General features: G+C 64.6%; 16 protein-coding genes. 9 read left to right on the top strand and 7 right to left on the bottom strand.

Annotation, left to right across the window (positions count from 1 at the left end):
* Positions 1-44 precede the first annotated feature (44 nt).
* Complete coding sequence (locus tag IVA88_RS27135; RefSeq protein WP_247500424.1) at positions 45-911, bottom strand: IclR family transcriptional regulator; 867 nt, start codon at positions 909-911, stop codon at positions 45-47.
* A gap of 128 nt (positions 912-1,039) precedes the next feature.
* Here IVA88_RS27135 and IVA88_RS27130 point away from each other — a divergent pair, with 128 nt between their 5' ends.
* The 5 genes from IVA88_RS27130 (at position 1,040) to IVA88_RS27110 (ending at position 8,329) form a co-directional block, all read left to right on the top strand.
* Positions 1,040-3,136 (top strand): 3-hydroxyacyl-CoA dehydrogenase NAD-binding domain-containing protein, encoded by a 2,097-nt coding sequence (locus tag IVA88_RS27130; protein WP_247500200.1) that lies wholly within the window; start codon positions 1,040-1,042, stop codon positions 3,134-3,136.
* 121 nt (positions 3,137-3,257) lie between these two features.
* Positions 3,258-4,937, top strand: a complete 1,680-nt coding sequence (gene pimA, locus IVA88_RS27125; protein WP_247500199.1) for a dicarboxylate--CoA ligase PimA — start codon at positions 3,258-3,260, stop codon at positions 4,935-4,937.
* Positions 4,938-4,961: 24 nt separating this feature from the next.
* Entirely contained in the window at positions 4,962-6,152 is a 1,191-nt protein-coding gene (gene pimC / locus IVA88_RS27120) for a pimeloyl-CoA dehydrogenase large subunit (protein WP_247500198.1), read from the top strand.
* A gap of 132 nt (positions 6,153-6,284) precedes the next feature.
* Positions 6,285-7,427, top strand: coding sequence for a pimeloyl-CoA dehydrogenase small subunit (gene pimD, locus IVA88_RS27115; RefSeq protein ID WP_247500197.1), 1,143 nt, complete (start codon positions 6,285-6,287; stop codon positions 7,425-7,427).
* Between the two features lie 128 nt (positions 7,428-7,555).
* Positions 7,556-8,329 carry a glucose 1-dehydrogenase gene (locus IVA88_RS27110; RefSeq protein WP_247500196.1) on the top strand — a complete coding sequence of 258 codons (774 nt, stop codon included), beginning with the start codon at positions 7,556-7,558 and terminating at the stop codon, positions 8,327-8,329.
* A gap of 14 nt (positions 8,330-8,343) precedes the next feature.
* Here the strand turns inward: IVA88_RS27110 and IVA88_RS27105 are convergent, their stop codons facing one another.
* Together IVA88_RS27105 and IVA88_RS27100 are read right to left on the bottom strand one after the other, a co-directional pair.
* Complete coding sequence (locus IVA88_RS27105) at positions 8,344-9,249, bottom strand: hypothetical protein (protein WP_247500195.1); 906 nt, start codon at positions 9,247-9,249, stop codon at positions 8,344-8,346.
* Position 9,250: 1 nt separating this feature from the next.
* A complete protein-coding gene (locus IVA88_RS27100) occupies positions 9,251-10,609 on the bottom strand; it encodes an MBOAT family O-acyltransferase (RefSeq protein WP_247500194.1) in 1,359 nt (452 codons plus the stop codon).
* 170 nt (positions 10,610-10,779) lie between these two features.
* On the opposite strand from IVA88_RS27100, the gene glpK reads away from it, so the two are divergent.
* From glpK to IVA88_RS27085, 3 genes are all read left to right on the top strand, one after another.
* Positions 10,780-12,282 (top strand): glycerol kinase GlpK, encoded by a 1,503-nt coding sequence (gene glpK, locus IVA88_RS27095; protein ID WP_247500193.1) that lies wholly within the window; start codon positions 10,780-10,782, stop codon positions 12,280-12,282.
* Between the two features lie 45 nt (positions 12,283-12,327).
* Entirely contained in the window at positions 12,328-14,775 is a 2,448-nt protein-coding gene (locus IVA88_RS27090) for a penicillin acylase family protein (protein ID WP_247500192.1), read from the top strand.
* A 223-nt stretch (positions 14,776-14,998) separates the two neighbouring features.
* Positions 14,999-15,592, top strand: coding sequence for a GNAT family N-acetyltransferase (locus IVA88_RS27085; RefSeq protein WP_247500191.1), 594 nt, complete (start codon positions 14,999-15,001; stop codon positions 15,590-15,592).
* 139 nt (positions 15,593-15,731) lie between these two features.
* Here the strand turns inward: IVA88_RS27085 and IVA88_RS27080 are convergent, their stop codons facing one another.
* Together IVA88_RS27080 and IVA88_RS27075 are read right to left on the bottom strand one after the other, a co-directional pair.
* Positions 15,732-16,166, bottom strand: a complete 435-nt coding sequence (locus IVA88_RS27080; RefSeq protein WP_247500190.1) for a DUF6636 domain-containing protein — start codon at positions 16,164-16,166, stop codon at positions 15,732-15,734.
* Positions 16,167-16,176: 10 nt separating this feature from the next.
* On the bottom strand, positions 16,177-17,124 hold the full coding sequence (locus IVA88_RS27075; RefSeq protein WP_247500189.1) for a threonine/serine dehydratase: 948 nt from the start codon (positions 17,122-17,124) through the stop codon (positions 16,177-16,179).
* Between the two features lie 154 nt (positions 17,125-17,278).
* Here IVA88_RS27075 and IVA88_RS27070 point away from each other — a divergent pair, with 154 nt between their 5' ends.
* Complete coding sequence (locus IVA88_RS27070; RefSeq protein WP_247500188.1) at positions 17,279-17,908, top strand: glutathione S-transferase family protein; 630 nt, start codon at positions 17,279-17,281, stop codon at positions 17,906-17,908.
* 229 nt (positions 17,909-18,137) lie between these two features.
* Here IVA88_RS27070 and metH read toward each other — a convergent pair whose 3' ends face one another.
* Both metH and metF read right to left on the bottom strand, forming a co-directional pair.
* A complete protein-coding gene (gene metH / locus IVA88_RS27065; protein WP_247500187.1) occupies positions 18,138-21,995 on the bottom strand; it encodes a methionine synthase in 3,858 nt (1,285 codons plus the stop codon).
* Between the two features lie 6 nt (positions 21,996-22,001).
* The gene (gene metF / locus IVA88_RS27060; protein ID WP_247500186.1) at positions 22,002-22,922 is read right to left on the bottom strand and encodes a methylenetetrahydrofolate reductase [NAD(P)H]; all 921 of its coding nucleotides are present in this window, start codon (positions 22,920-22,922) and stop codon (positions 22,002-22,004) included.
* Positions 22,923-23,051 lie beyond the last annotated feature (129 nt).

The raw sequence follows: 23,051 nt of genomic DNA, 5'->3' as shown, positions 1-23,051 counted from the left end.
GTGAGCGAAGGGGCGATGTGAACCGCTCCCGATGATGACAAAGGCTATCTGATCCCCTCGGCCACACGCGCAACTTTTCCTCCTGATTTCAGCTTTTTGCTGATGCCTTTTTTTGAATGCGGCATCAGACCCCCAAGTGCCGCTTCGATGTTCCTTACCATCGCAAGCAGACGCGGTCCAATGTCGTTGATCAAACGCTCTTCCGTGAAACGGAATGCGGGCGCGCCGCAATTGAATGCGTAGGGACCGGTTCCGTCGTTGAGCTTGAGTGCGACTCCGGCGGCGCCGATGTCGTCGTGCCAGTCGCCGACGGAGATCGCGAAGCCGTATTTCGCGACGGTCTCGCCGGAACGCTCCAGTCCATCGCGCATCTTCGGCCAGCGGCTGCCGTAATGTTCGCGCAGAATACGTGACACTTCTGCGCGTTCGTCTTCGGCGAGCGCCCAGAAATAGGCGCGTCCCATCGCGCTGGTTGCAATCGGCACGCGGGAGCCGACGTCAAGTTGAACGCCGACCGTCTCGCTGCCGCGGCTTTGCCCGAAATAGATCATGCTGTGACGGTCGCGGCCGCCGACGGCAACGGCTCCCCCGGTCGCGCGCATCATTTCCTCACGGAACGGTTCGGACAAATGCCGAACGCCGAGATTGGATAACGCGGCATAGCCGAGTGCCATCGCGGCCGGCGCGAGCTGATATTTCTCGAACCGGGGAACCGGCGTCAGATAACCGAGCTTCGTCAACGTATAGGTCAGCCGCGAAACTGTCGGCTTGGGCAGGTTGGTACGGGCGGCGATTTCCTGATTGCCAAGAAGTCCGTCGCTGGGCTGGAATGCACGCAATACGTCTAGTCCGCGGGAAAGCGCGACGACGAAATTCCGATCGGTCGCTGTCTTCTTTCCTGTACGCTTCATCCCTGATCTGCTTCTTGCGCGGAGTCGTTGACAAGCCACGTGCTTCAAAATAACCCTGCCGTCAAGATGCGGAATTAAATTCCGCAATGCGAAATTGAACAAAATTACCCCACCAAGGAGGGACAACCGTGAGCGAATTGGTCAAGCTTGAGCGTCATGACGAAGTCGGGATCGTCACGGTCGACAGCCCTCCGGTCAATGCGCTGAGTGCCGCGGTTCGCGGCGGAATTTTGGAGTGCATCAAGGCGGCGGTCGCCGATCCCGCGATCAAGGGCATCGTGCTGACCTGCGCCGGCCGCACCTTCATTGCGGGGGCCGACATCACCGAATTCGGCAAGCCGCCGAAGCCGCCCGCTCTCAACGACGTGCTTTCCGAACTCGAGAACTCGCCGAAGCCGGTGGTTGCCGCGATCCACGGCACCGCGCTCGGCGGCGGCCTCGAGGTCGCGCTCGCCTGCCATTTCCGCGTCGCGGTGAAGGAAGCCAAGCTCGGCCTGCCCGAGGTGAAGCTCGGCCTGCTGCCGGGCGCGGGCGGCACCCAGCGCCTGCCGCGCGCGGTCGGGCCGGAGCTCGCGGTCAAGATGATCGTCGGCGGCGATCCCATCGGCGCGGCCGAGGCGCTGAAGAACGGTTTGATCGAGGAGATCGTCGAGGGTCCGGCTGCCGGAGGCGAAGCCTTCGTGCGAAAGCTGCTGGCCGAGAAGCGCCCGCTGCGCCGGCTGCGTGACGATGATTCCAAGATCGCGGCGGCCAAGGCCGACCGCTCGATCTTCACCAATGCGGTCGCCGCCATGACCAAGAAGTCGCGCGGCCTGGAAGCGCCGTTCGCGGCGGCCGACGCCGTCGGCTACGCCATCGACCTGCCGTTCGAGGAGGGTCTGAAGAAGGAGCGCGAGGGCTTCCTGAAGCTCGTCGCCAGCGATCAGTCCAAGGCGCAGCGTTATGCCTTCTTCGCCGAGCGCGAGGCCAGCAAGATCGCCGGCGTTCCTGAAGGCACCAAGCCGCGGCCCGTGAACCGTGTCGCCATCCTTGGCGCCGGCACCATGGGCGGCGGCATCGCGATGTCCTTTGCCAATGCCGGCGTTCCCGTCACTCTGATCGAGACCGGCGAGGAGCAGCTCAAGCGCGGCATGGGCATCATGCAGAAGAACTGGGAAGCGACCGCGGCGCGCGGCGGCATCCCGGCGGATGCGCCCGCCAAGCGCATGGCGCTGATCAACGGCGTCGTCGGCATCGAGAACGTCGGCGATGCCGACCTCGTCATCGAAGCCGTGTTCGAGACCATGGCGGTGAAGAAGGAGGTGTTCGGCAAGCTCGACCAGTACGTCAAGCCCGGCGCCGTGCTCGCCTCCAACACCTCGTACCTGAATATCGACGAGATCGCGAAGTCGACCAAGCGTCCGCAGGACGTGCTCGGCATGCACTTCTTCTCGCCCGCCAACGTCATGAAGCTGTGCGAGATCGTGCGCGCCGACAAGACCGCGCCGGATGCCCTTGTGACGGCGGTCTCGATTGCGCGCAAGATCGCAAAAGTGCCGGCCGTGGTCGGCGTCTGCGACGGTTTCGTCGGCAACCGCATGCTGGCCCAGCGCGGCAAGCAGTCCGAGAAACTGTTGTTCGAAGGCGCGCTTCCGCAGCAGGTCGACGCCGTCGTGACCAAGTTCGGCATGCCGATGGGGCCGTTCGCGATGGGTGACCTCGCCGGCCTCGACATCGGCTGGCGCTCGCGCAAGGACCGCGGCATCAAGTCGGAGATCGCGGACGCGCTCTGCGAAGCCGGCCGCTTCGGCCAGAAAACCGGCAAGGGCTACTACAAATACGAAGCCGGCTCGCGCTCGGCGCTGCCCGATCCCGAAGTCGAGAAGCTGATCGACGAGACGCTGCTGCGTATGGGCCGCAAGAAGCGCGTCGTCAGCGACGAGGAGATCCTCGAACGCATGATGTACCCGATGATCAACGAGGGCGCGAAGATTTTGGAAGAGGGCATCGCGGCGCGCCCGTCCGATATCGACGTGGTCTGGCTCTACGGCTATGGCTGGCCTATCTACCGCGGCGGCCCGATGTTCTGGGCCGACAGCGTCGGCCTCAAGCACATCGCCGATCGTCTGTCCTACTATGCCAAGGAGACCAATGACCCGAGCCTCGAGCCCGCGCCGCTGCTGAAGAAGCTCGCGGCCGAAGGCAAGACGTTTGCCTCGCTTGCGGCGGGCTCGAAGGCTGCGTGATGGCGGCTGCTGCCGCTTATGTCGTTCCGGGGCGCCCGAAGGGCGAACCCGGAACCTCGAGATTCCGGGTTCGGCTCTTCCAGCCGCCCCGGAATGACGGTTTCTGTGGCTCAAGGAATCCATGACCCACCCCGGCGAACAGTTTTATCCCGAAGGCGTGCGTTGGGACGACACCGTCGTCCAGGGCTCGCTGCCTGACCTGCTGGCAAAAGCCGCCGCCGAGTACGGTCCGCGCACTGCGCTGGAATTCCGCGACCGGCCGATCACCTACGCCGAGCTCGCCGTCATGGCGGAGCGTGCAGCTGCCGCGTTCCTGCGCGCTGGCTGCGGGAAGAACACATCCATCGCGCTGTTCCTCGGCAATACGCCGGATCACCCCGTTAATTTTTTCGGCGCGCTGAAGGCCGGCGCCCGCGTCGCGCATCTGTCTCCGCTCGACGGCGAGATCGCGCTGACGCACAAGATCTCCGATTCCGGTTCGCGCCTGCTCGTCACCTCCAACCTCGCGGCGCTGCTGCCGACCGCGCTGAAATTCCTGGAAAAGGGTCTGATTGATCGCCTGGTCGTCTGCGAGGACGATCATTGGGGCAAGGTCGGCACGCCGCAGGCTGCGATTCCCAGCGATCCCCGCGTCGCTACCTTCAGGACCTTCGTCGAAGGCGCGACCGCGCCGACGCAGTGGCCGTCCGTGACCGCCGACGATGTCGCCCTGCTGCAATATACCGGCGGCACCACCGGACTGCCCAAAGGCGCAATGCTCACCCACGGCAATCTCACCTCGGCCGTGTCGATCTACGACGTCTGGGGCAAGCCGTCGCGTGCTGCGCGCGGCGACGTCGTCGAGCGCGTGATCTGCGTGCTGCCGCTGTTCCACATCTATGCGCTCACCGTCGTGCTGCTGTCCTCGCTCAGCCGCGGCCATCTGATCTCGCTGCATCAACGTTTTGACGTGGAGGCGGTGATGCGCGACATCGAAATCAAGCGCGCGACCTATTTCCCCGGCGTGCCGACGATGTGGATCGCGATCGCAGCCCTTCCCGATCTCGACAAGCGCGATTTCTCCTCCCTCGCCACCATCGGCTCCGGCGGGGCGCCGCTGCCGGTGGAGATCGCAAATTTCTTCGAGCGCAAGGTCGGCAAGAAGCTCCGCAGCGGCTGGGGCATGACCGAAACCTGCTCGCCCGGCACCGGCCATCCGCCGACAGGTCCCGACAAGCCCGGCTCGATCGGCCTGATGCTGCCCGGCATCGAGCTCGACGTCGTCTCGCTAGAAGATCCCACGAAAGTGCTGCCGCCGGGCGAAGTCGGCGAGATCCGCATCAAGGGCCCGAACGTCACCAAAGGCTACTGGAACAAGCCGGAGGGATCCGCGGAGGCCTTCGTCGACGGCCGCTTCCTCACCGGCGACATCGGCTATGTCGATACCGACGGCTATTTCTTCCTGGTCGACCGCAAGAAGGACATGATCATCTCCGGCGGCTTCAACGTCTATCCGCAGATGATCGAGCAGGCGATCTACGCCATATCAGGCGTGCACGAGGTGATCGTGCTCGGCATTCCCGACCAGTACCGCGGCGAAGCCGCCAAGGCTTTCATCAAGCTGAAGCCGGACGCAAGGCCGTTCTCGCTCGACGAGCTGCGCGCGCAGCTCACCGGCAAGCTCGGCAAGCACGAATTGCCGGCGGAGGTCGAATTCGTCGACGATCTGCCGCGTACGCCGGTCGGAAAGCTGTCGCGCCATGAGTTGCGCCAGCAGCAGAAACCGTCACAATCAACGAAACTCGTATCGACGATAAGATAAGAATAGGCTCACAAGGAGGATCCGATGGATCTCGCATTCACGAAAGAAGAGCAGGCGTTTCGCGAGGAAGTGCGATCATTCTTCCGCGACAACGTGCCGCCGGATACGCGGCGCAAGCTGGTCGAGGGCCGCCACCTCTCAAAGGACGAGATGGTGACATGGTGGCGCATCCTCAACAAGAAAGGCTGGGGCGTCAGCCACTGGCCCAAGCAATATGGCGGCACCGGCTGGACCTCCGTACAGCACTACATCTTCAACGAGGAGCTGCAGTCCTATCCGGCGCCGCAGCCGCTCGCCTTCGGCGTCAGCATGGTTGGCCCCGTCATCTACACGTTCGGCAACGAAGAGCAGAAGAAGCAGTATCTGCCCCGCATTGCCAATGTCGACGATTGGTGGTGCCAGGGCTTCTCCGAGCCCGGCTCCGGCTCCGACCTCGCTTCGCTCAAGACCAAGGCCGAGCGCAGGGGCGACAAGTGGATCATCAACGGCCAGAAGACCTGGACCACGCTCGCCCAGCACGCCGACATGATCTTCTGCCTCTGCCGCACCGATCCAAGTGCCAAGAAGCAGATGGGCATCTCCTTCATCGTGTTCTCGATGAAGTCGAAGGGCGTCACCGTGCGCCCGATCCAGACCATCGACGGTGGCGCCGAGGTCAACGAAGTGTTCTTCGACGACGTCGAGGTGCCCATCGAGAACCTGATCGGCGAGGAGAACAAGGGCTGGGATTACGCGAAATTCCTGCTCGGCAATGAGCGCACCGGCATCGCGCGGGTCGGCGTCTCGAAGGAGCGGCTGCGCCGCATCCGCGATCTCGCCTCCAAGGTCGAATCCGGCGGCAAGCCGATCATCCAGGACGCGGCCTTCCGCGACAAGCTCGCGGCCTGCGAAATCGAGCTCAAGGCGCTCGAGCTCACGCAGCTCCGCGTCGTCGCCGACGAAAGCAAGCACGGCAAGGGCAAGCCCAATCCGGCGTCCTCCGTGCTGAAGATCAAGGGCTCCGAGATCCAGCAGACCACCACCGAGCTGCTGATGGAAGTGATCGGCCCGTTCGCAGCACCCTATGATGTGCACGGCGACGACGGTTCGAACGAAGCCATGGACTGGACCGCCCAGATCGCGCCGAGCTACTTCAACAACCGCAAGGTCTCGATCTACGGCGGCTCCAACGAGATCCAGCGCAACATCATCGCCAAGGCGGTGCTAGGGCTGTGACCGCGCCCTATCACCACACACTCGCCGTCATGGCCGGGCTTGACCCGGCCATCCACGCCTCGCGGCACGAAGAACGTGGATGCCCGGCACAAGGCTGGCATGACGAAATCAATACCGGGAGAGTAGAGAACCATGGATTTTGATCTGAACGAGGAGCAACGGCTTCTCAAGGAAAGCATCGACGGCCTCCTGACCGATTCCTACGATTTCGAGAGCCGCAAGAAGTACATGAAGGAGAAGGGCGGCTGGAGCAAAGCCGTCTGGGGCAAGCTCGCCGAGCAGGGCCTGCTTGGCCTGCCCTTTTCGGAGGCCGATGGCGGCTTCGGCGGCGGCGGCGTCGAGACCATGATCGTGATGGAAGCGCTCGGCAAGGCGCTGGTGCTGGAGCCTTATCTCGCGACCGTCGTGATCGGCGGCGGCTTCCTGCGCCATGCGGGCAGCGATGCGCAGAAGGCCGCGCATGTGCCAGGGATCGTCGACGGCAGCAAGACGCTTGCATTTGCCCAGCTCGAGAAGAACTCGCGCTACGATCTGTTCGACGTCACCACGACGGCAAAGAAGAAGGGCGAGGGTTGGGTCATCGACGGCGAGAAGTTCGTCGTGCTCAACGGCGAGAACGCAGACACCCTCATCGTGACCGCGCGCACCAGGGGCGAGCGCCGCGACAAGAGCGGCATCGGCGTGTTCCTGGTGCCGGCCAACGCCAAGGGCCTCACCAAGAAATCGTATCCCACCCAGGACGGCCTGCACGCCGCCGACATCACCTTCACCGGCGTCGAGGTCGGTGCCGATGCGGCGCTGGGCAATCCCGACGATTCGCTCGCGCTGATCGAGCGTGTGGTCGACGAAGCCCGCATCGCGCTTTGCGCCGAAGCGGTCGGCCTGATGGACGAATCGCTCAAGACCACCGTCGAGTACATCAAGACGCGCAAGCAGTTCGGCGTGCCGATCGGCACCTTCCAGTCGCTCCAGCACCGCGCCGCCGACATGTTCGTCGCCACCGAGCAGGCGAGATCGATGTCGATGTTTGCGACCATGGCGGGCGATTTCGAGGACGCCAAGGAGCGCAGCAACGCGGTTGCGGCGGCCAAGGTGCAGATCGGCAAGTCGCTGAAGTTCGTCGGACAGCAGGCGATCCAGCTCCATGGCGGCATCGGCATGACCATGGAGGCGAAGATCGGCCACTACTTCAAGCGCCTCACCATGATCGAGAACTCGTTCGGCGACACCGACTACCACCAGCGCCGCGTGGCGGATGGTGGCGGGTTGATCTGACAGCTCCACCGCCGTCATTGCGAGCGAAGCGAAGCAATCCAGAAATCTGTCCGCGGCGACAGTCTGGATTGCTTCGTCGCTTCGCTCCTCGCAATGACGGAGATCGTTGAATCAGCGAGGCAACACCAATGAAAAACACCCCGTTCGATCTCACCGGAAAAGTCGCCGTCGTCACCGGCTCCAGCCGCGGCATTGGCCGCGCCTCCGCCGAGCTGCTCGCAAAGCTCGGCGCCAAGGTCGTGGTCTCATCGCGCAAGGCCGAGGCCTGCCAGGAGGTCGCCGACGGCATCAAGGCGGCCGGCGGCGAGGCAACCGTCATCCCCTGCAACATCGCGCGCAAGCAAGAGGTCGAGGCGCTGATCGCGGGTGCGACCAGGCACTACGGAAAGATCGACATCCTGGTCTGCAACGCCGCCGTCAATCCTTACTACGGCCCGCTGCTCGACATCACCGACGAGGCCTTCGACAAGATCATGGGCAGCAACGTCAAGAGCAACATCTGGCTCTCCGCGCTGGCGATCCCGCAGATGGCCGAGCGCGGCAAGGGCTCGGTCGTCATCATCTCCTCGATCGGCGGCCTGCGCGGCTCCACCGTGATCGGCGCCTACGGCATCTCCAAGGCTGCCGACTTCGCGCTGTGCCGTTCGCTCGCCGGCGAATGGGGTCCGAAAGGCGTCCGCGTCAACTGCATCGCGCCGGGCCTCGTCAAGACCGATTTCGCCCGCGCGCTGTGGGAAGACGAGGCGAATCTAAAACGCCGCACTGCCACCACGCCGCTCCGCCGCATCGGCGAACCCGACGAAATCGCAGGCGCCGTGGCCTACCTCGGCTCGGATGCGTCGAGCTTCATGACCGGACAGACCATCGTCATCGACGGCGGCGTGACCACGGCGGCGCCGTAGTCGCCGGTCCTCCGCTACGGGCGGCGCGCGCTGTCTCGCTCGGCCAAGGAGCTATCGATGGCGCTTTCGATGGCGCGTACGACGACCAGGGCGGAGCGTTCGTCGAGGTGCACGCCGTCGTCCCAACGCAGCTCGCTTCGCGGCGGATCGAACGGGAGCCAAAGCCTGCGATCCGGGAAGGCTTCGTCGAGGATCTCTTTGGTCATCCGGGCCATGCGGGAGCCTTCGATCTCCGGCGCAAAGGGAACGTGGATCAGAAACGCGCGGGCGCCGCGCCGCTGCAGCTCGTCGACGAGCTGCCTGATGCGGACCACATTCGCGCGTGCCGGCACGGTCGGGTCGGCTTCGTTCATCTGCTCCAGCGCACGGTCGAGATAGACCTTGTTGTCGAACGTGCTCGGCGGCTGGCTGAGCAGGCGATCTCGCTCGGTGCGCGCCCGGGCGGGATTGGGTTCACCGTGCTTCCACGTTTCATAGCCCGCGATCGCCGTTCGCACCGGGCGCAACAGCAGCGCTTCGGTGCCCGCGCCGCCGGAAAACCGCTCGATCAGCGCGCTGTCGGACTCGCGCGTCAGGATATTCGTCTCGATCAGCACGATCTTCGGCAGGTTCGGCCGGTTCGCAACGATCTCGAGACCTGTCACCGGCGAGCCGCCCGCCAGCGCAAGATTGCGGACGCGCGGAGGCGAGAAATACTCCTCCTTGAGGCGCCAGGCGATCGAGCTGCCGACCAGCACGATATCAGGCGTGGGATCCTGCACATAGCGGTTGAGGCTGATCAGGCTGCCGCCGCGGGTCGTGACCGCCGGCTGCTGCAGGGCCGAGCCGAAGCGCGCCGTGGTGAAGGCGCAGGCCAGCAGCAGCGCAGCTGCAGCCGCAACGCACTTGACCAGCCATGAAAGCGAAAAATCCTGCTGCATGTCAGAACTGGAAGTAGATGAAAGTGCTGTCGGGCCCCGCTTCGAGACAGGCGAGCGCCGCGAGCGCGCCATAGAGATACGGCTCCCATCGCCGCAGCCGGCCTTCGATCAGCGCGCCGATGCCCGCATGCTGGATGATCACAGGCAAGGCGTAGAGCAAAGCGAGATTGGTGAACAGTTTTGGCGGATTGGGCACGTCCGTCGCCATGAACATTCCTTTGAGATAGCTGAGCGCGTGGTCGAAGTTCGGCAGCTTGAAGAAGATCCAGAGCATCGTGACGCAGAAGAAGACGATGCCCATCCGGATCACCCGCACCGCGGGGTTTCCATCGCCCAGCAGTCTCAGGAACGGCCGTTCGAGGACGAGCAGGAACCCGTGCGCCATGCCCCACAGGGCATAGCTCAGGCTGGCGCCATGCCAGAGTCCGCCAAGCGTCATCACGATCATCAGGTTGAGAGTGGTTCGTGTCGGTCCATGACGGTTGCCGCCGAGCGGAATGTACAAATAGGTCCTGAGCCAGCTCGACAACGAGATGTGCCAACGCGTCCAGAACTCCGAGAACGAGGTCGAGATGTAGGGCAGGTTGAAGTTCACGGGCAGGCGATAGCCGAACAGCAGGCCGAGGCCGAGCGCGATCGCCGAGTAGCCGAAGAAGTCGGCGTAAATCTGGTAGCTGTAGAGGAACACCAGCAGCCAGCGATCCTGCGTGCGCAGCGTCTCGTAGAGCGGGAAATCCATATAGGACGTCATCTCGTTGAGATTGTTCGCCACATACAGCTTGAAGAAATAGCCGACCAGAATCCACTTCGCGGCCTCGACGAAGGCAACGTCACTGATCCGCTTGGGAGCAATCTGCGGCATGAACTGGGCCGCACGCGTGATCGGGCCGGATACGAGCTGCGGGAAGAAGATGATGTACAGGAACACCTCGCGCAAGCGCACGCTGCGTTTCTCGCGCGTCAGGTCCACCAGCAGGCTGATGTTGTGGAAGACGAAGAACGAGATGCCGATCGGCAGCGGCAAGCGCAGCAGGAAGTCGACCGGCGCGGCGCCGGTCAGATGGGCCGCGGCGGCGTCAACGAACAGGAACTTGTATTTGAAGAACGCCAGCAGGCCGAGATTGAAGACGATGCCGGCCGGCATCCATAGGGTTCGGTTCTCGAAGGCAAGCACCAGGCAGAGATAGGTGCCGAGGACCGCGACGAGCAGCAGCGGCAGCAACTCGGGCTGGCCGAAGCCGTAGAAGAACACGCTTGCGAGGACGAGCAGCGGGACCTGGAAACTGCGCAATGAAGGCAGGTAATAGATGCCAAACACGATCGCGACGAAGATGCCGAACTGAAGTGAAGTGAAGGTCATGCCGCCCCATCTGCCCGCCCGGCATGTAGCATTTTCGCAATCTCTGTCCTAGCCCTGCCACATGCGTTCTTGCTCGCCTGGATCAGCGCGGCGGGCTTGACCTTCCCTCCCCAATCCGCTCCCTTTGGCGCCACACAATGATCCCTCGGGGAACACCAAGGTTCGCTTCCATGTCTTTCGTCCTTGCCATCGACCAAGGCACCACCTCCTCGCGCGCGATCGTGTTTCGCAGCGACATTTCCATTGCGGCGAAGGCGCAAGCCGAATTTCCGCAGCATTTTCCGGCGTCGGGGTGGGTGGAGCACGAGCCCGAGGACATCTGGACCTCGACCGTGACGGTCTGCCGCGATGCGATCGCGCAGGCCGGCATCACCGCCAAGGACATCGCCGCGATCGGAATCACCAACCAGCGCGAGACCACCGTGGTGTGGGACCGCGCCACGGGGCAGGCCGTGCATCGCGCCATCGTCTGGCAGGACCGCCGCACCGCCGACATCTGCGCGAAACTGAAAGCCGACGGCCGCGAGCCCGTGATCTCGCAAAAGACCGGCCTGATCATCGATCCCTATTTCTCCGGCACCAAGGTCGCCTGGATTCTCGACCATGTCCCCGGCGCACGGGCGCGGGCCGCGCGCGGCGAGCTGATGTTCGGCACCGTCGATTGCTATTTGCTCTGGCGCCTCACCGGCGGCAAGGTGCACGCTACCGATGCCACCAACGCCTCGCGCACGCTGCTGTTCAACATCCATACCGGCCAGTGGGACGATGAGCTGCTGGAGATCATCGGCGTGCCGCGCTCGATGCTGCCTGAGGTGAAGGATTCTTCCGCCCGTTTCGGCGAGAGCACCCCGGACCTGTTCGGCGGCGCCATCGCGATCTCAGGCATCGCCGGCGACCAGCAGGCCGCGACCATCGGCCAGGCCTGCTTCCGCCCGGGCATGATGAAGTCGACCTACGGCACCGGCTGCTTCGCGCTGCTCAACACTGGCACCACGCCCGTGGCCTCGAAGAACAAGCTGCTCACCACCATCGCCTACCAGCTAGGCGGCAAACGCACCTACGCGCTCGAAGGCTCGATCTTCGTCGCGGGCTCCGCGGTGCAGTGGCTGCGCGACGGGCTCGGCCTCATCAAGCACGCCGCCGAAACCGGACCTCTTGCCGATCAGTCGGACTCCATGCAGAGCGTCTATCTCGTGCCGGCCTTCGTCGGCATGGGCGCGCCGTACTGGAATCCCCGCGTGCGCGGTGCGCTGTTCGGCCTCACCCGCAACACCGGCCCGGCCGAGCTTGCCCACGCCGCGCTGGAAAGCGTCTGCTACCAGACGTTTGATCTCTGGGCCGCGATGCGCGCCGACTGGCCGAGTTCGGAAACCGCCAGCGTTGTGCTCCGCGTCGACGGCGGCATGACCGCGTCCGACTGGACCATGCAGCGCCTCGCCGATCTGCTCGACGCGCCGGTCGACCGCCCCGTGATCCAGGAAACCACAGCACTCGGCGCCGCCTATCTCGCCGGCCTCCAGGCCGGCGTCTATCCCGAGCCGACAAAATTCGCCGACAACTGGCGGCTGGAGCACCGGTTCAAGCCGGTGATGAGCCAGGCCACGCGCGAGCGGAAGCTCGCGGGATGGGCGAGGGCGGTGAAAGGTGTGCTGGCGAGCGACGAGGGCGAATAGCGGGCGCGCACGACGCACTAAATAACAACAATGGGAGGAACGACAATGAACACGGATTTCAACCGGGTCATCCAAAAGCTCTGTGGCGCAGCAATCTGTGCCACGCTGCTCACCTCGACGGCCCTCGCGCGCGAGCAGGCGAACCCGCTCGGGAGCGCGCGTCAGGTGAAGACCGACGTTGCCGGTCTCAACGCTCCCGCGCAGATCCTGGTCGATGTCTGGGGCATCCCCCACATCTATGCCGGCAATGAGCACGACCTGTTCTTTCTGCAAGGTTTCAATGCCGCACGCGACCGGCTCTGGCAGATCGATCTCTGGCGCAAGCGCGGGCTTGGTCTGCTCGCAAAAGATTTCGGCCCTGCCTATGCCGAGCAGGACAAGGCGCTGCGGCTCTTCCTCTATCGCGGTGACATGAAAGCGGAGTGGGCGGCTTACGGCCCCAAGGCGAAGACCTATGCGGACGCATTCGTCGCCGGGGTCAACGCCTACGTCGCCGATGTGCGCGCGGGCAAGCGCCCATTGCCGATCGAGTTCAGGATCGCCGGCACCATGCCGGATCCGTGGACGGCGGATGACATCGTCCGCATCCGCAGCCACGGCCTGACGCGCAATGTCGCCTCCGAGGTCAAGCGCTCGTTGGTCGCCTGCGCGGCTGGCCTCGATGCCGATCGTTTTCGCGTCAAGCTCGAGCCGACCTGGACGACGAAAATCCCTGACGGTCTCGATCCCTGCAGCGTGCCGAAGGCGGTGCTGGCGGCGTACGATCTCGCGACGCGTCCCGTGGCCTTTGCCGCGCCGAAAGATCGCCAGGCCGCACTCGCGCACGAGCCGGACAAGTACCTCACCGAGGCCGACCAGCAACGCGACACCGTCGGCTCCAATAATTGGGTGATCGCGGCGTCGCGCACCGCGACAGGCCGCCCGATCCTTGCCAACGATCCGCATCGCGAGCACAGCGTGCCCTCGCTGCGTTACATCGTCGGGCTCAATGCGCCCGGCCTCTCCGTGATCGGCGCGGGCGAGCCGGCACTCCCCGGCATCTCGATCGGCCACAACGGCACCATCGCCTTCGGCCTCACCATCTTCAACGTCGACCAGGAAGACCTCTACGTCTACGAGCTCAATCCGCAAAATCCCAACCAGTACCGCTACGGCACCGGCTGGGAAGACATGCGCATCGTTCACGAGAAGGAGCAGGTGAAAAGCGAGGGCGACCGCGATGTCGAGCTGAAATTCACCCGGCACGGTCCGGTGATCCATGTCGACGACGCCAACAAGCGCGCGTTCGCCGTGCGCTCGATCTGGTTCGAGCCCGGCACCTCCGCCTATTTCGGCTCCTCCGACTACATGACGGCGAAGGATTGGAATGGATTTCTCGCGGCCATGCGCCGCTGGGGCGCGCCGTCGGAGAATCAGGTTTATGCGGACACCAAGGGCAATATCGGTTGGGTCGCCGCCGGCAAGACGCCGCGGCGCGCCAACTATGACGGCCTGATGCCGGTGCCCGGCGACGGCCGCTATGAATGGCAGGGTTTTCTCTCCCTGGACGATCTGCCGAAGGCCTATCAGCCCAAGCAGGGCTTTCTCGCCACCGCCAACCAGATGAACCTGCCGGCGGATTATCCCGTCAGCGAGCGTAAGGTCGGGTTCGAATGGGCGGACAGTGCGCGTTGGCAGCGCATCACCGAGGTGCTGCAGGCCAACAGCAAGGTGACCTTGGCCGACGCCATGGATCTGCAGAACGACGACACCACGATGCTGGGGCGGCGGCTGGTTAAGCTGTTGCAGCAGCTCAGTTCGGATGATGCCAATGTGAAGAAGGGCCTCGAACTCCTCAAGCCCTGGGACGCGCGTGACGCCGCCGACAGTGCCGCGGCTGCATTGTTCGAGGTCTGGATCGCCAATCATCTTGGGCCGGTGCTGTTGAAGACCACGGCGCCCAAGGCCGCCGACCTGATCGCGCCCGAAGCATCCAGCATTTCGGCGCTCGTCGCCGCTCTGGAATCTCCGGATCCGTCGTTCGGTTCGGATCCCGTTGCCGCGCGCGACCAGATCCTGCGCGACAGCCTGGGAGCGGCCGTCGCCGACGTTATGGCCAAGCTCGGCACTGACTCATCCACCTGGCGCTGGGGCCGCCTGCACGTCGCAAAATTCGACCACGCGCTGATGCCACTCGCCGACAAGGCGACGGCCGCTCAGCTCTCGGTCGGTCCGCTGGCTTACGGCGGCGCCGCCAATGTGCCGCGCGCGGCCACCTATCGCCGCACCGATTATCAGCTGTTCGCCGGCGCGTCGTTCCGCATGGTGCTCGACGTCGGCAATTGGGATGCAAGCCGCACTATCAACACGCCGGGCCAGTCGGGCGATCCCTTCAGCGGCCATTATCGCGACCTCGCGCCGCTGTGGGCAACCGGCCAGTATGTGCCGCTGCTCTACAGCCGCGCCGCGGTCGAGGCTGCGACCGCGGAGGCGATCACCCTGACGCCGAGGTGAACAAGGCGATCTAAACAAGGACGCAGCCGCAAACACCACCGTCGTCCCGGCCTAGTGCGCAATTGCGCACGGGGGGCCGGGACCCATACTCCGCAGCAGCTATTGCGAATAGGACTCGTCGTTCCAGTATCACAAAGCAACCTACATCCGTGGTTATTGGTCCCGGCCTTCGCCGGGACGACGCAAAATATGTGGCTCGCGCTCGGCTCCACAGGACACCGCCATGATCCTCCCCGACGGCTATTCGGACATTCCCGCCGGCAAGATCGCCGCCGTCGTCACCCACCTCGAGATGACCGCAGTGCCTGCGCGCCGCGACGATCCCGTGGGCGCGTGGACCCTGCGCAAGGTCGACGCGCCCGCGCTCGACTGGTATCGCGACCTTCACCGCCGCGTCGGCGAGGAGTGGTTGTGGTTTTCCCGGGCGCGCATGAGCGACGCGGAACTGGCCGTGGCCATCCGCGCACCGGGGATCGAGGTCTACGCCCTGATCGTGGACGGCCGTGATGAAGGCCTGCTGGAGCTGGATTTCCGCGAGCCCGGCCAGTGCGAGCTGGTCTATTTCGGTGTCACTGCAAAACTGATCGGAACTGGTGCCGCACGCTTCCTGATGAACCGCGCGCTTGAGCTCGCATGGTCGCGCGACCTGTCCCGTGTCTGGGTGCACACCTGCACCCTCGATCATCCGTCCGCCGTTGCATTCTACCAGCGCTCCGGCTTCCGCCCGTTCCGCCGCCAGGTCGAGATCGCCAACGACCCGCGCCTCGACGGGCCGCTGCCGCGGACGGCGGCGAAGCATATGCCGATCATTGAATAGTGCGCAGCTGCCTCTCCACCGTCATTGCGAGGAGCCCTTGCGACGAAGCAATCCAGTCTGTTTCGGTGGAAAGATCCTGGATTGCTTCGCTGCGCTCGCAATGACGGAGTGTGGCGCTCCGCTTCATGCGGGCCACTCCTCAAAACACCTTCTGCTCCGCCCGTGCCAGCGAAAACCCGTGCTGCATCGCATTGAAGCACGTCAGCCCCGTCTGCTCCGATCGGCACGTGAACCCCGCACGCTGCCACACCTCGCCATAGGCGAGCACGGGCAGCGACGGGTCCATGATGGTGTCGCCGGCGCAGATGCGCCCCGCGGCTCCTTTCGCGCTCATCTCGAAGGCGTTGCCCCATTCGAGCTCGCAATCGGCGGGCCGACGCGGACGCGTCTCCAGGTTCATGATGTCGCAGCGGAGCACGCCTTGATCGTTTCTTTGGCCGCTGTCGGTGAAGAACTGGCAGGCGATGTTCTTCGACGGCGTCAAAAAGCCGATCGGGCGGTCCTGTGCGTGGGCGCCGTGGCCGGTCAGAGGAAGCAGGATCAACGTCAGCATAAGTTTGCGATACCTGATCATGCGACGCTTCCTAGCTGTTGAAATTCACCGCATTGGTGTTGGCGCCGCACAGCAGTACCGCGACCCGTTCTCCCGGTGAAGGACGATAGCGACCGGAGAGCAAGGCGGCAAATGCGGTCGCACCACCGGGCTCGGCCACAACGCGCAAGCTCGACCACAACGCCGCCTGCGCCTGCCGGATGGCCTCGTCGGCGACCAGGACGACTCTCTCGACATGGGCTCGCGCGATCGGAAACATCAATTGCCCGACGCGTCGCGGAGCGAGACTGTCGGCGGCGATGCCGCCCGCGGGAGCATCGACCGGCTCACCTGCCGCGAAGGCGGCATGCAGCGTCGGCGATTGCTCCGGCTCGACCGCCACGATGCGCGTCCTGCCGGCGCTCCAGGCTGCCATACCACCGATCAGGCCGCCGCCGCCCACTGCAACCAGCACCGTGTCGATGCCCGCTGCATCCTGCTCCAGCTCCATTCCGACGCTGCCTTGACCGAGCAGGGTTTCTGCCTGGTCGTAGGCATGAACGGCAAGGGCGCCAGTCTGCGCGACCTGGGTTTCGCTCGCGGCGAGCGCGTCGGCATAGCGGGCGCCCGCCACCACGAGCTGCGCGCCGTAGTCTTTGATGCGTTCGGCCTTGGCCGGCGAGGTGATGTCAGGCACGAAAATCGTGGCCGGGATGCCGAGCCGTTGCGCGGCGTAGGCGACCGCCGCACCGTGATTGCCGCCGGATGCCGCGACGACGCCGGCTTGCGGCACATGCCGCAGCAGCAGATTGGCAAAGGCGCCCCGCGCCTTGAACGATCCGGAATGTTGCAGCATCTCCAGCTTGAAAATGACCGGCGCGGACGGCAGCCCAAAATCGGCGAGATCAGTCCGAACGAGCGGCGTGCGCCTGATGTGCGGGCGGATGACGGCCTCGGTCGCCGCAATCCGTTCCGGCGTGATGTCGGTTGTCTCTGTCATGATGCGTCCTTGTTAGCGCATCCGGGACACGCTGTCCCGGCGCCGTTGCGTTCGACGCAATGCTCCATTTCCAAGATATTCCTTGCGTCGCGCCGATCTTGCCGTGGAAACTGATCGGCCCTGCCTTGTCCAACGCCTGTGAAGAGCAAGAATCATGTTCCTGATCGGCCAATACGATTCCCCCTTCGTCCGCCGCGTCGCGATTGCCCTGAAGCTTTATGGCCTCGCCTTCGAGCACCGGCCGTGGTCGACCTTCGGCGATGCCGACAAGATCGCGCCCTACAATCCGCTGCGCCGCGTGCCGACGCTGGTGCTCGACGACGGCGAGACGCTGATCGAGAGCATGATCATCCTGGATTATCTCGACGAGCTCGTCGGCGAGGGGAAGGCGATGCTGCCGCGTGGCGGTGCCGAGCGGCGGCGTCACCTGCGCATCTGCGCGCTCGCCTCCGGCCTCGGCGACAAGGCGGTCAGCCTGCTCTACGAGCGCGTGCTGCGGAAGGAGCAGCTCACGCTGTGGGTCGAGCGTTGCCAGGCCCAGATTGTTGACGTGCTCGGCGTGCTGGAAGCCGAACGCGCCAGGGTCACGACGCCGCACTGGCTGGGCGACCGCATCGGCCATGCCGACATCGCGGTGGCCTGCGTCGTACGCTTCACCCGCGAGGCGCATCCGCAATTGTTCGAGCCCTCGCGCTATCCGGCGCTGTCGGCGCATGCCGAACGCTGCGAGGCGCTGGCGCCGTTCCGGGAGATCGTGCAGCCGCTGGCGCCACCGAAGGGGTGAAGCTCGCATCGCGAAGTGCGAGACTGGCGCAGTGGGCGACTATGGAATGTTACAGGTGTTTTGCCCGACGCGTCAACGATGCCGGCGGTCGTGGCCCAGACGGCCGCCGACGATCCCGCCTCCGCATGCCTGCTCCGGAGCGAAAAAATTATTCAGGCTTTTCAACCCCATCGCTACTGTGCATGGGGTTGTTTTTGAGCTTTTGAACAGAGCGTGTGCGGGACGAGGCCTAACCCGCGCCCGCGCGCTTCTTCCGCCAGACCAAATGCAACGCGCAGGTGCAGCCCGGCGGATGCGAGGCGAGGTCATTCGACGTCTCGTCGTTTGCGGGCGTTGCCGCGAACGCCGCCTTGTCGCTCGCGCCCTCGTGCGCGGGAATGTAGTTCAGGATCGGCGCGAGCCAGCGCTCGGTCTCGGCGACGCTCATGCCCTTGCGCGCGGCATAATCCTCGACCTGATCGCGCTCGATCTTGCCGACGCCGAAATAATAGCTCTCGGGATTGGCGAGATAGAGCCCCGACACCGAAGAGCCCGGCCACATCGCAAAGCTCTCGGTCAGCTTCACGCCCGCGGTGTTCTCGGCGTCGAGCAGCTCGAACAGCGTGGCCTTCTCGGTGTGATCGGGCTGCGCGGGATAGCCGGGGGCGGGACGGATGCCCTGGTACTTCTCCAGGATCAACTCGTCGGTCGAGAGCGCCTCGTCCGGCGCATAGGCCCAGAACTCGCGGCGGACGCGGGCATGCATGCGCTCGGCGAAGGCTTCGGCAAGACGGTCGGCCAGCGCCTTGCACAGGATCGAGGAATAGTCGTCATTGGCCATCTTGAAGCGGTCGGCGACCACATCCTCGCCGACCCCGGCGGTGACAACGAAGCCGCCGACATAGTCGGGCACGCCGGCGGGCGCAACGAAGTCGGCGAGCGCGGCGTTGAAACGGCCCTCGCGCTTCTCGAGCTGCTGGCGCAGCGTGTGCAGCGTGGCGACCGTCTTGGTCCGGCTCTCGTCGGCATAGAGCACGATGTCGTCGCCTTGCGCATTCGCCGGCCAGAAGCCGACGGTCGCGCGCGCCCGGAACCATTTCTCCTTGACGATCAGGTCGAGCATTTTTCGTGCATCGTCGTAGAGCGAGCGCGCGACTTCGCCGACCTTGGCGTCATCGAGAATCGCCGGGAAGCGGCCCGCAAGCTCCCAGGTCTGGAAGAACGGCGTCCAGTCGATATAGGGCACCAGCTCGGCGAGATCGTAGTCGTCAAAGCTCCTGGTGCCGAGGAAGGTCGGCTTCACCGGCTTGTTTGCGGCAAAGTCGACCGGCACGCGGTTCTTGCGCGCCACTTCCAGCTTCAGCCGCTTCTTGTCGGCCTGGGCGCGCATATGCGCGTCCGAGATTTTGGCGTATTCGGCGCGCACTTCGGCGGCATAGGCCTCGCGCCTCTCGGGCGACAGCAGCGCAGAGGCAACACCGACAGCGCGGCTGGCGTCGTTGACATGCACCACGGGGCCGGCGCGATAGCTCGGGTCGATCTTGACCGCGGTATGCACGCGGCTCGTGGTGGCGCCGCCGATCAAGAGCGGCAGCTTGAGGCCTTCGCGCTGCAGTTCGGCGGCGAAGAACGCCATCTCGTCGAGCGAGGGCGTGATCAGGCCGGACAGCCCGACGATGTCGGCCTTCTCCGCCTTCACGGTCTCGACGATCTTGGCCGCCGGCACCATCACGCCGAGGTCGATGACCTCGTAATTGTTGCACTGGAGCACGATGCCGACGATGTTCTTGCCGATGTCGTGGACGTCGCCCTTGACGGTCGCGAGCACGATCTTGCCGGCGGACGAGGAGCCTTCCGTGCCGATGCCGTTGGCGAGATTGCGCGCCTTCTCCTCTTCCATGAACGGCATCAGCCAGGCGACAGCCTGCTTCATCACGCGGGCGGATTTCACCACCTGCGGCAGGAACATCTTGCCGTCGCCGAAGAGATCGCCGACCACGTTCATGCCCGCCATCAGCGGTCCTTCGATCACGTCGAGCGGCCGCGTCGAGGCCTTGCGGGCCTCCTCGGTATCCTGCTCGATGAATTCGGTGATGCCGTGCACCAGCGAATGCGACAGCCGCTTCGCCACCGGCCATTCGCGCCAGGCGAGATCGGCTTCCTTGGTCTGGGTCTTGTTGCCGCGGAATTTCTCGGCAAGCGCCAGCAGACGCTCGGACGCGCCGGGGTCGCGGTTGAGGATGACGTCCTCGCAGACCTGGCGCAATTCGGGATCGATGTCGTCGTAGACGATCATCTGCCCGGCATTGACGATGCCCATGTCCATGCCGGCCTTGATGGCGTGATACAGAAACACCGAGTGCATGGCCTCGCGCACCGTTTCGTTGCCGCGGAACGAGAACGACAGGTTGGATACACCACCAGAAATGTGCGCGCCCGGCAGATTCTTGCGGATCCAGCGCGTCGCCTCGATGAAGTCGACGCCGTAATTGTTGTGCTCCTCGAGGCCGGTCGCGATCGCGAAAATATTCGGATCGAAGATGATGTCTTCCGGCGGGAAGCCGACGCGGTTCACCAGGATGCCGTAGGCGCGCTTGCAGATCTCGGTCTTGCGCGCGAACGTGTCGGCCTGGCCGACCTCGTCGAACGCCATCACCACCACGGCCGCGCCGTGGCGGCGGGCGATCTTGGCCTCGTGAATGAATTTCTCCTCGCCTTCCTTCATCGAGATCGAGTTGACGACCGGCTTGCCCTGCACGCATTTCAGGCCGGCTTCGATCACGGAGAATTTCGAGCTGTCGACCATCACGGGGACGCGGGCGATGTCGGGCTCGGCGGCGACGAGGTTGAGGAAGGTCACCATCGCGGCTTCCGAGTCGAGGAGACCCTCGTCCATGTTGACGTCGATGATCTGCGCGCCGTTCTCGACCTGGTCGCGCGCCACCTGCAATGCGGCGGTGTAGTCGCCGGCGGTGACCAGCTTGCGGAAGCGGGCGGAGCCGGTGACGTTGGTGCGCTCACCGACGTTCACGAACGGAATGGCGTCGGTCAGGATGAATGGCTCGAGGCCGGAGAGCCGTAAGCGGGGCTCGATCTCCGGCACGATGCGCGGCTTGTGCGGCGCGACCGCAGCCGCAATCGCCGCAATATGGTCCGGCGTGGTGCCGCAGCAGCCGCCGACGATGTTGACGAGGCCATCACGCGCGAACTCGCCGACCAAGCGGGCCATGTATTCCGGGGTCTCGTCATACTGGCCAAACTCGTTGGGCAGGCCGGCATTGGGATAAGCACAGACAAGCGTGTCGGCGACGCGGCCTATATCGGCGATATGCGCGCGCAGATCTTCGGCGCCGAGCGCGCAGTTGAAGCCGATGGTGACGGGCTTCGCGTGCTGTACCGAATGCCAGAACGCTTCCGGCAACTGGCCGGACAGCAGGCGGCCGGACTTGTCGGTGATGGTGCCCGACACCATCACGGGCATGTCGATGCCGCGCTCTTCCGTGATTTCGGCGATCGCATACAGCGCCGCCTTGGCATTCAGCGTGTCGAAGATGGTCTCGACCAGCAGCAGATCGACGCCGCCGTCGAGCATGCCGTTGATCTGCTCGCCATAGGATTTGCGCAGATCGTCGAACGTGACGGCGCGGTAGCCGGGATTGGAAACGTCGGGCGAGATCGAGGCGGTGCGGTTGGTCGGTCCGATGGCGCCGGCGACGAAGCGCGGCTTGCCGTCCTCGGCCTCGACGCGGCGTGCGGCATTGCCGGCGAGGCGGGCGCCTTCGCGTGCCATCTCGTAGACGATGCCGGCGAGGTCGTAATCGGCCTGTGCGATCGAGGTCGTCGAGAAGGTGTTGGTGGCGACGATGTCGGCGCCGGCACGCAAATACGCCGCGTGGATGTCCTCGATCGCCTGCGGCTGGGTCAGGATCAGGAGATCGTTGTTGCCGCGCAAATCGCGATGGAAGTTCTTGAAGCGCTCGCCGCGGAAGGCGGCCTCGTCGAACTGGAGGTTCTGGATCATCGTGCCCATGGCGCCGTCGAGCACGAGAATACGCTCGCGCGCGGCATTGAGCAGGGCAGTTCGCTTGGGAGAGGTGGGTACGGTCATGTTGTCTTAAGCCGCCTTCTGCGCGCTCTTGGCGCGGATGCCGAGCAAATGGCTGATCGCGAACACGAGATCGGCGCGGTTCATGGTGTAGAAATGGAAGGTGTCGACCCCGTGCTTCGCCAGCTTCTGCACCTGACCGGCCGCGACGGTGGCCGCCACCAGTTTGCGGGTCTCGGCGTCCTCGTCGAGCCCTTCGAATTTCGCGGCGAACCAGTCCGGCACCGAGGTGCCGGCGCGGGTGACGAAATTGCGAGCCTGCTTGAAATTGTGCATGGGCATGATGCCCGGCACGATCGGGATGTTGATCCCGCGCGCGCGGACGCGGTCGAGATAGCGGAAATAGAGGTCGTTATCGAAGAACACCTGCGTGATCGCGCGGGTCGCGCCCGCATCGACCTTGGCCTTCAGCGTGTCGATATCATCGTCGAAGTCTCGCGCCTCGGGGTGCTTCTCGGGATAGGCCGAGACCGACACCTCGATATCGCCGTGCCGCTTCTTGATGCCGGCGACGAGGTCGGCGGAACTCTGGTAGCCGTCGGGATGGCTGGAATAGGCCGTGCCGATGCCGCCCGCGGGATCGCCGCGCAGGCCGACGATATGGCGGACGCCGACTTCGTGATAGCGGTCGACGATTTCGTCGATCTCGCCGCGCGAGGCGCCGACGCAGGTCAGATGCGCGGCCGGCAGCAGCGCGGTCTCCTTGAGGATGCGTGCGATGGTCGCGTGGGTGCGCTCGCGGGTCGAGCCGCCGGCGCCATAGGTTACCGAGACGAATTTCGGGTCGAGCGGGGCCAGCCGGTTGATGGTGTCCCAGAGATTGCGCTCCATCTCTTCCGTCTTGGGCGGAAAGAACTCGAACGAGATCGCAGGCCGCTTCAGGTGCCCGTCTTGCCCGTCGGTATAGGCAGGCGTCGTCACGTCAGTCATGGGCACCACTCACTCCAAGGGCTCGCCAGGTCACTTGGCGGCCAGCGGTCAGGTCTCGATTGGAAGAGGCTAAGATAAGCCAAAGTGGTCGCATTCGACAGCCCATCGATGATGGGAAATCGCCCACTT

This window comes from Bradyrhizobium sp. 149 (assembly GCF_023073915.1).
Lineage (GTDB): Bacteria > Pseudomonadota > Alphaproteobacteria > Rhizobiales > Xanthobacteraceae > Bradyrhizobium.
Note: the sequence above shows the minus strand (reverse complement) of the source record. Positions and strands in the feature narration are given on the sequence as shown.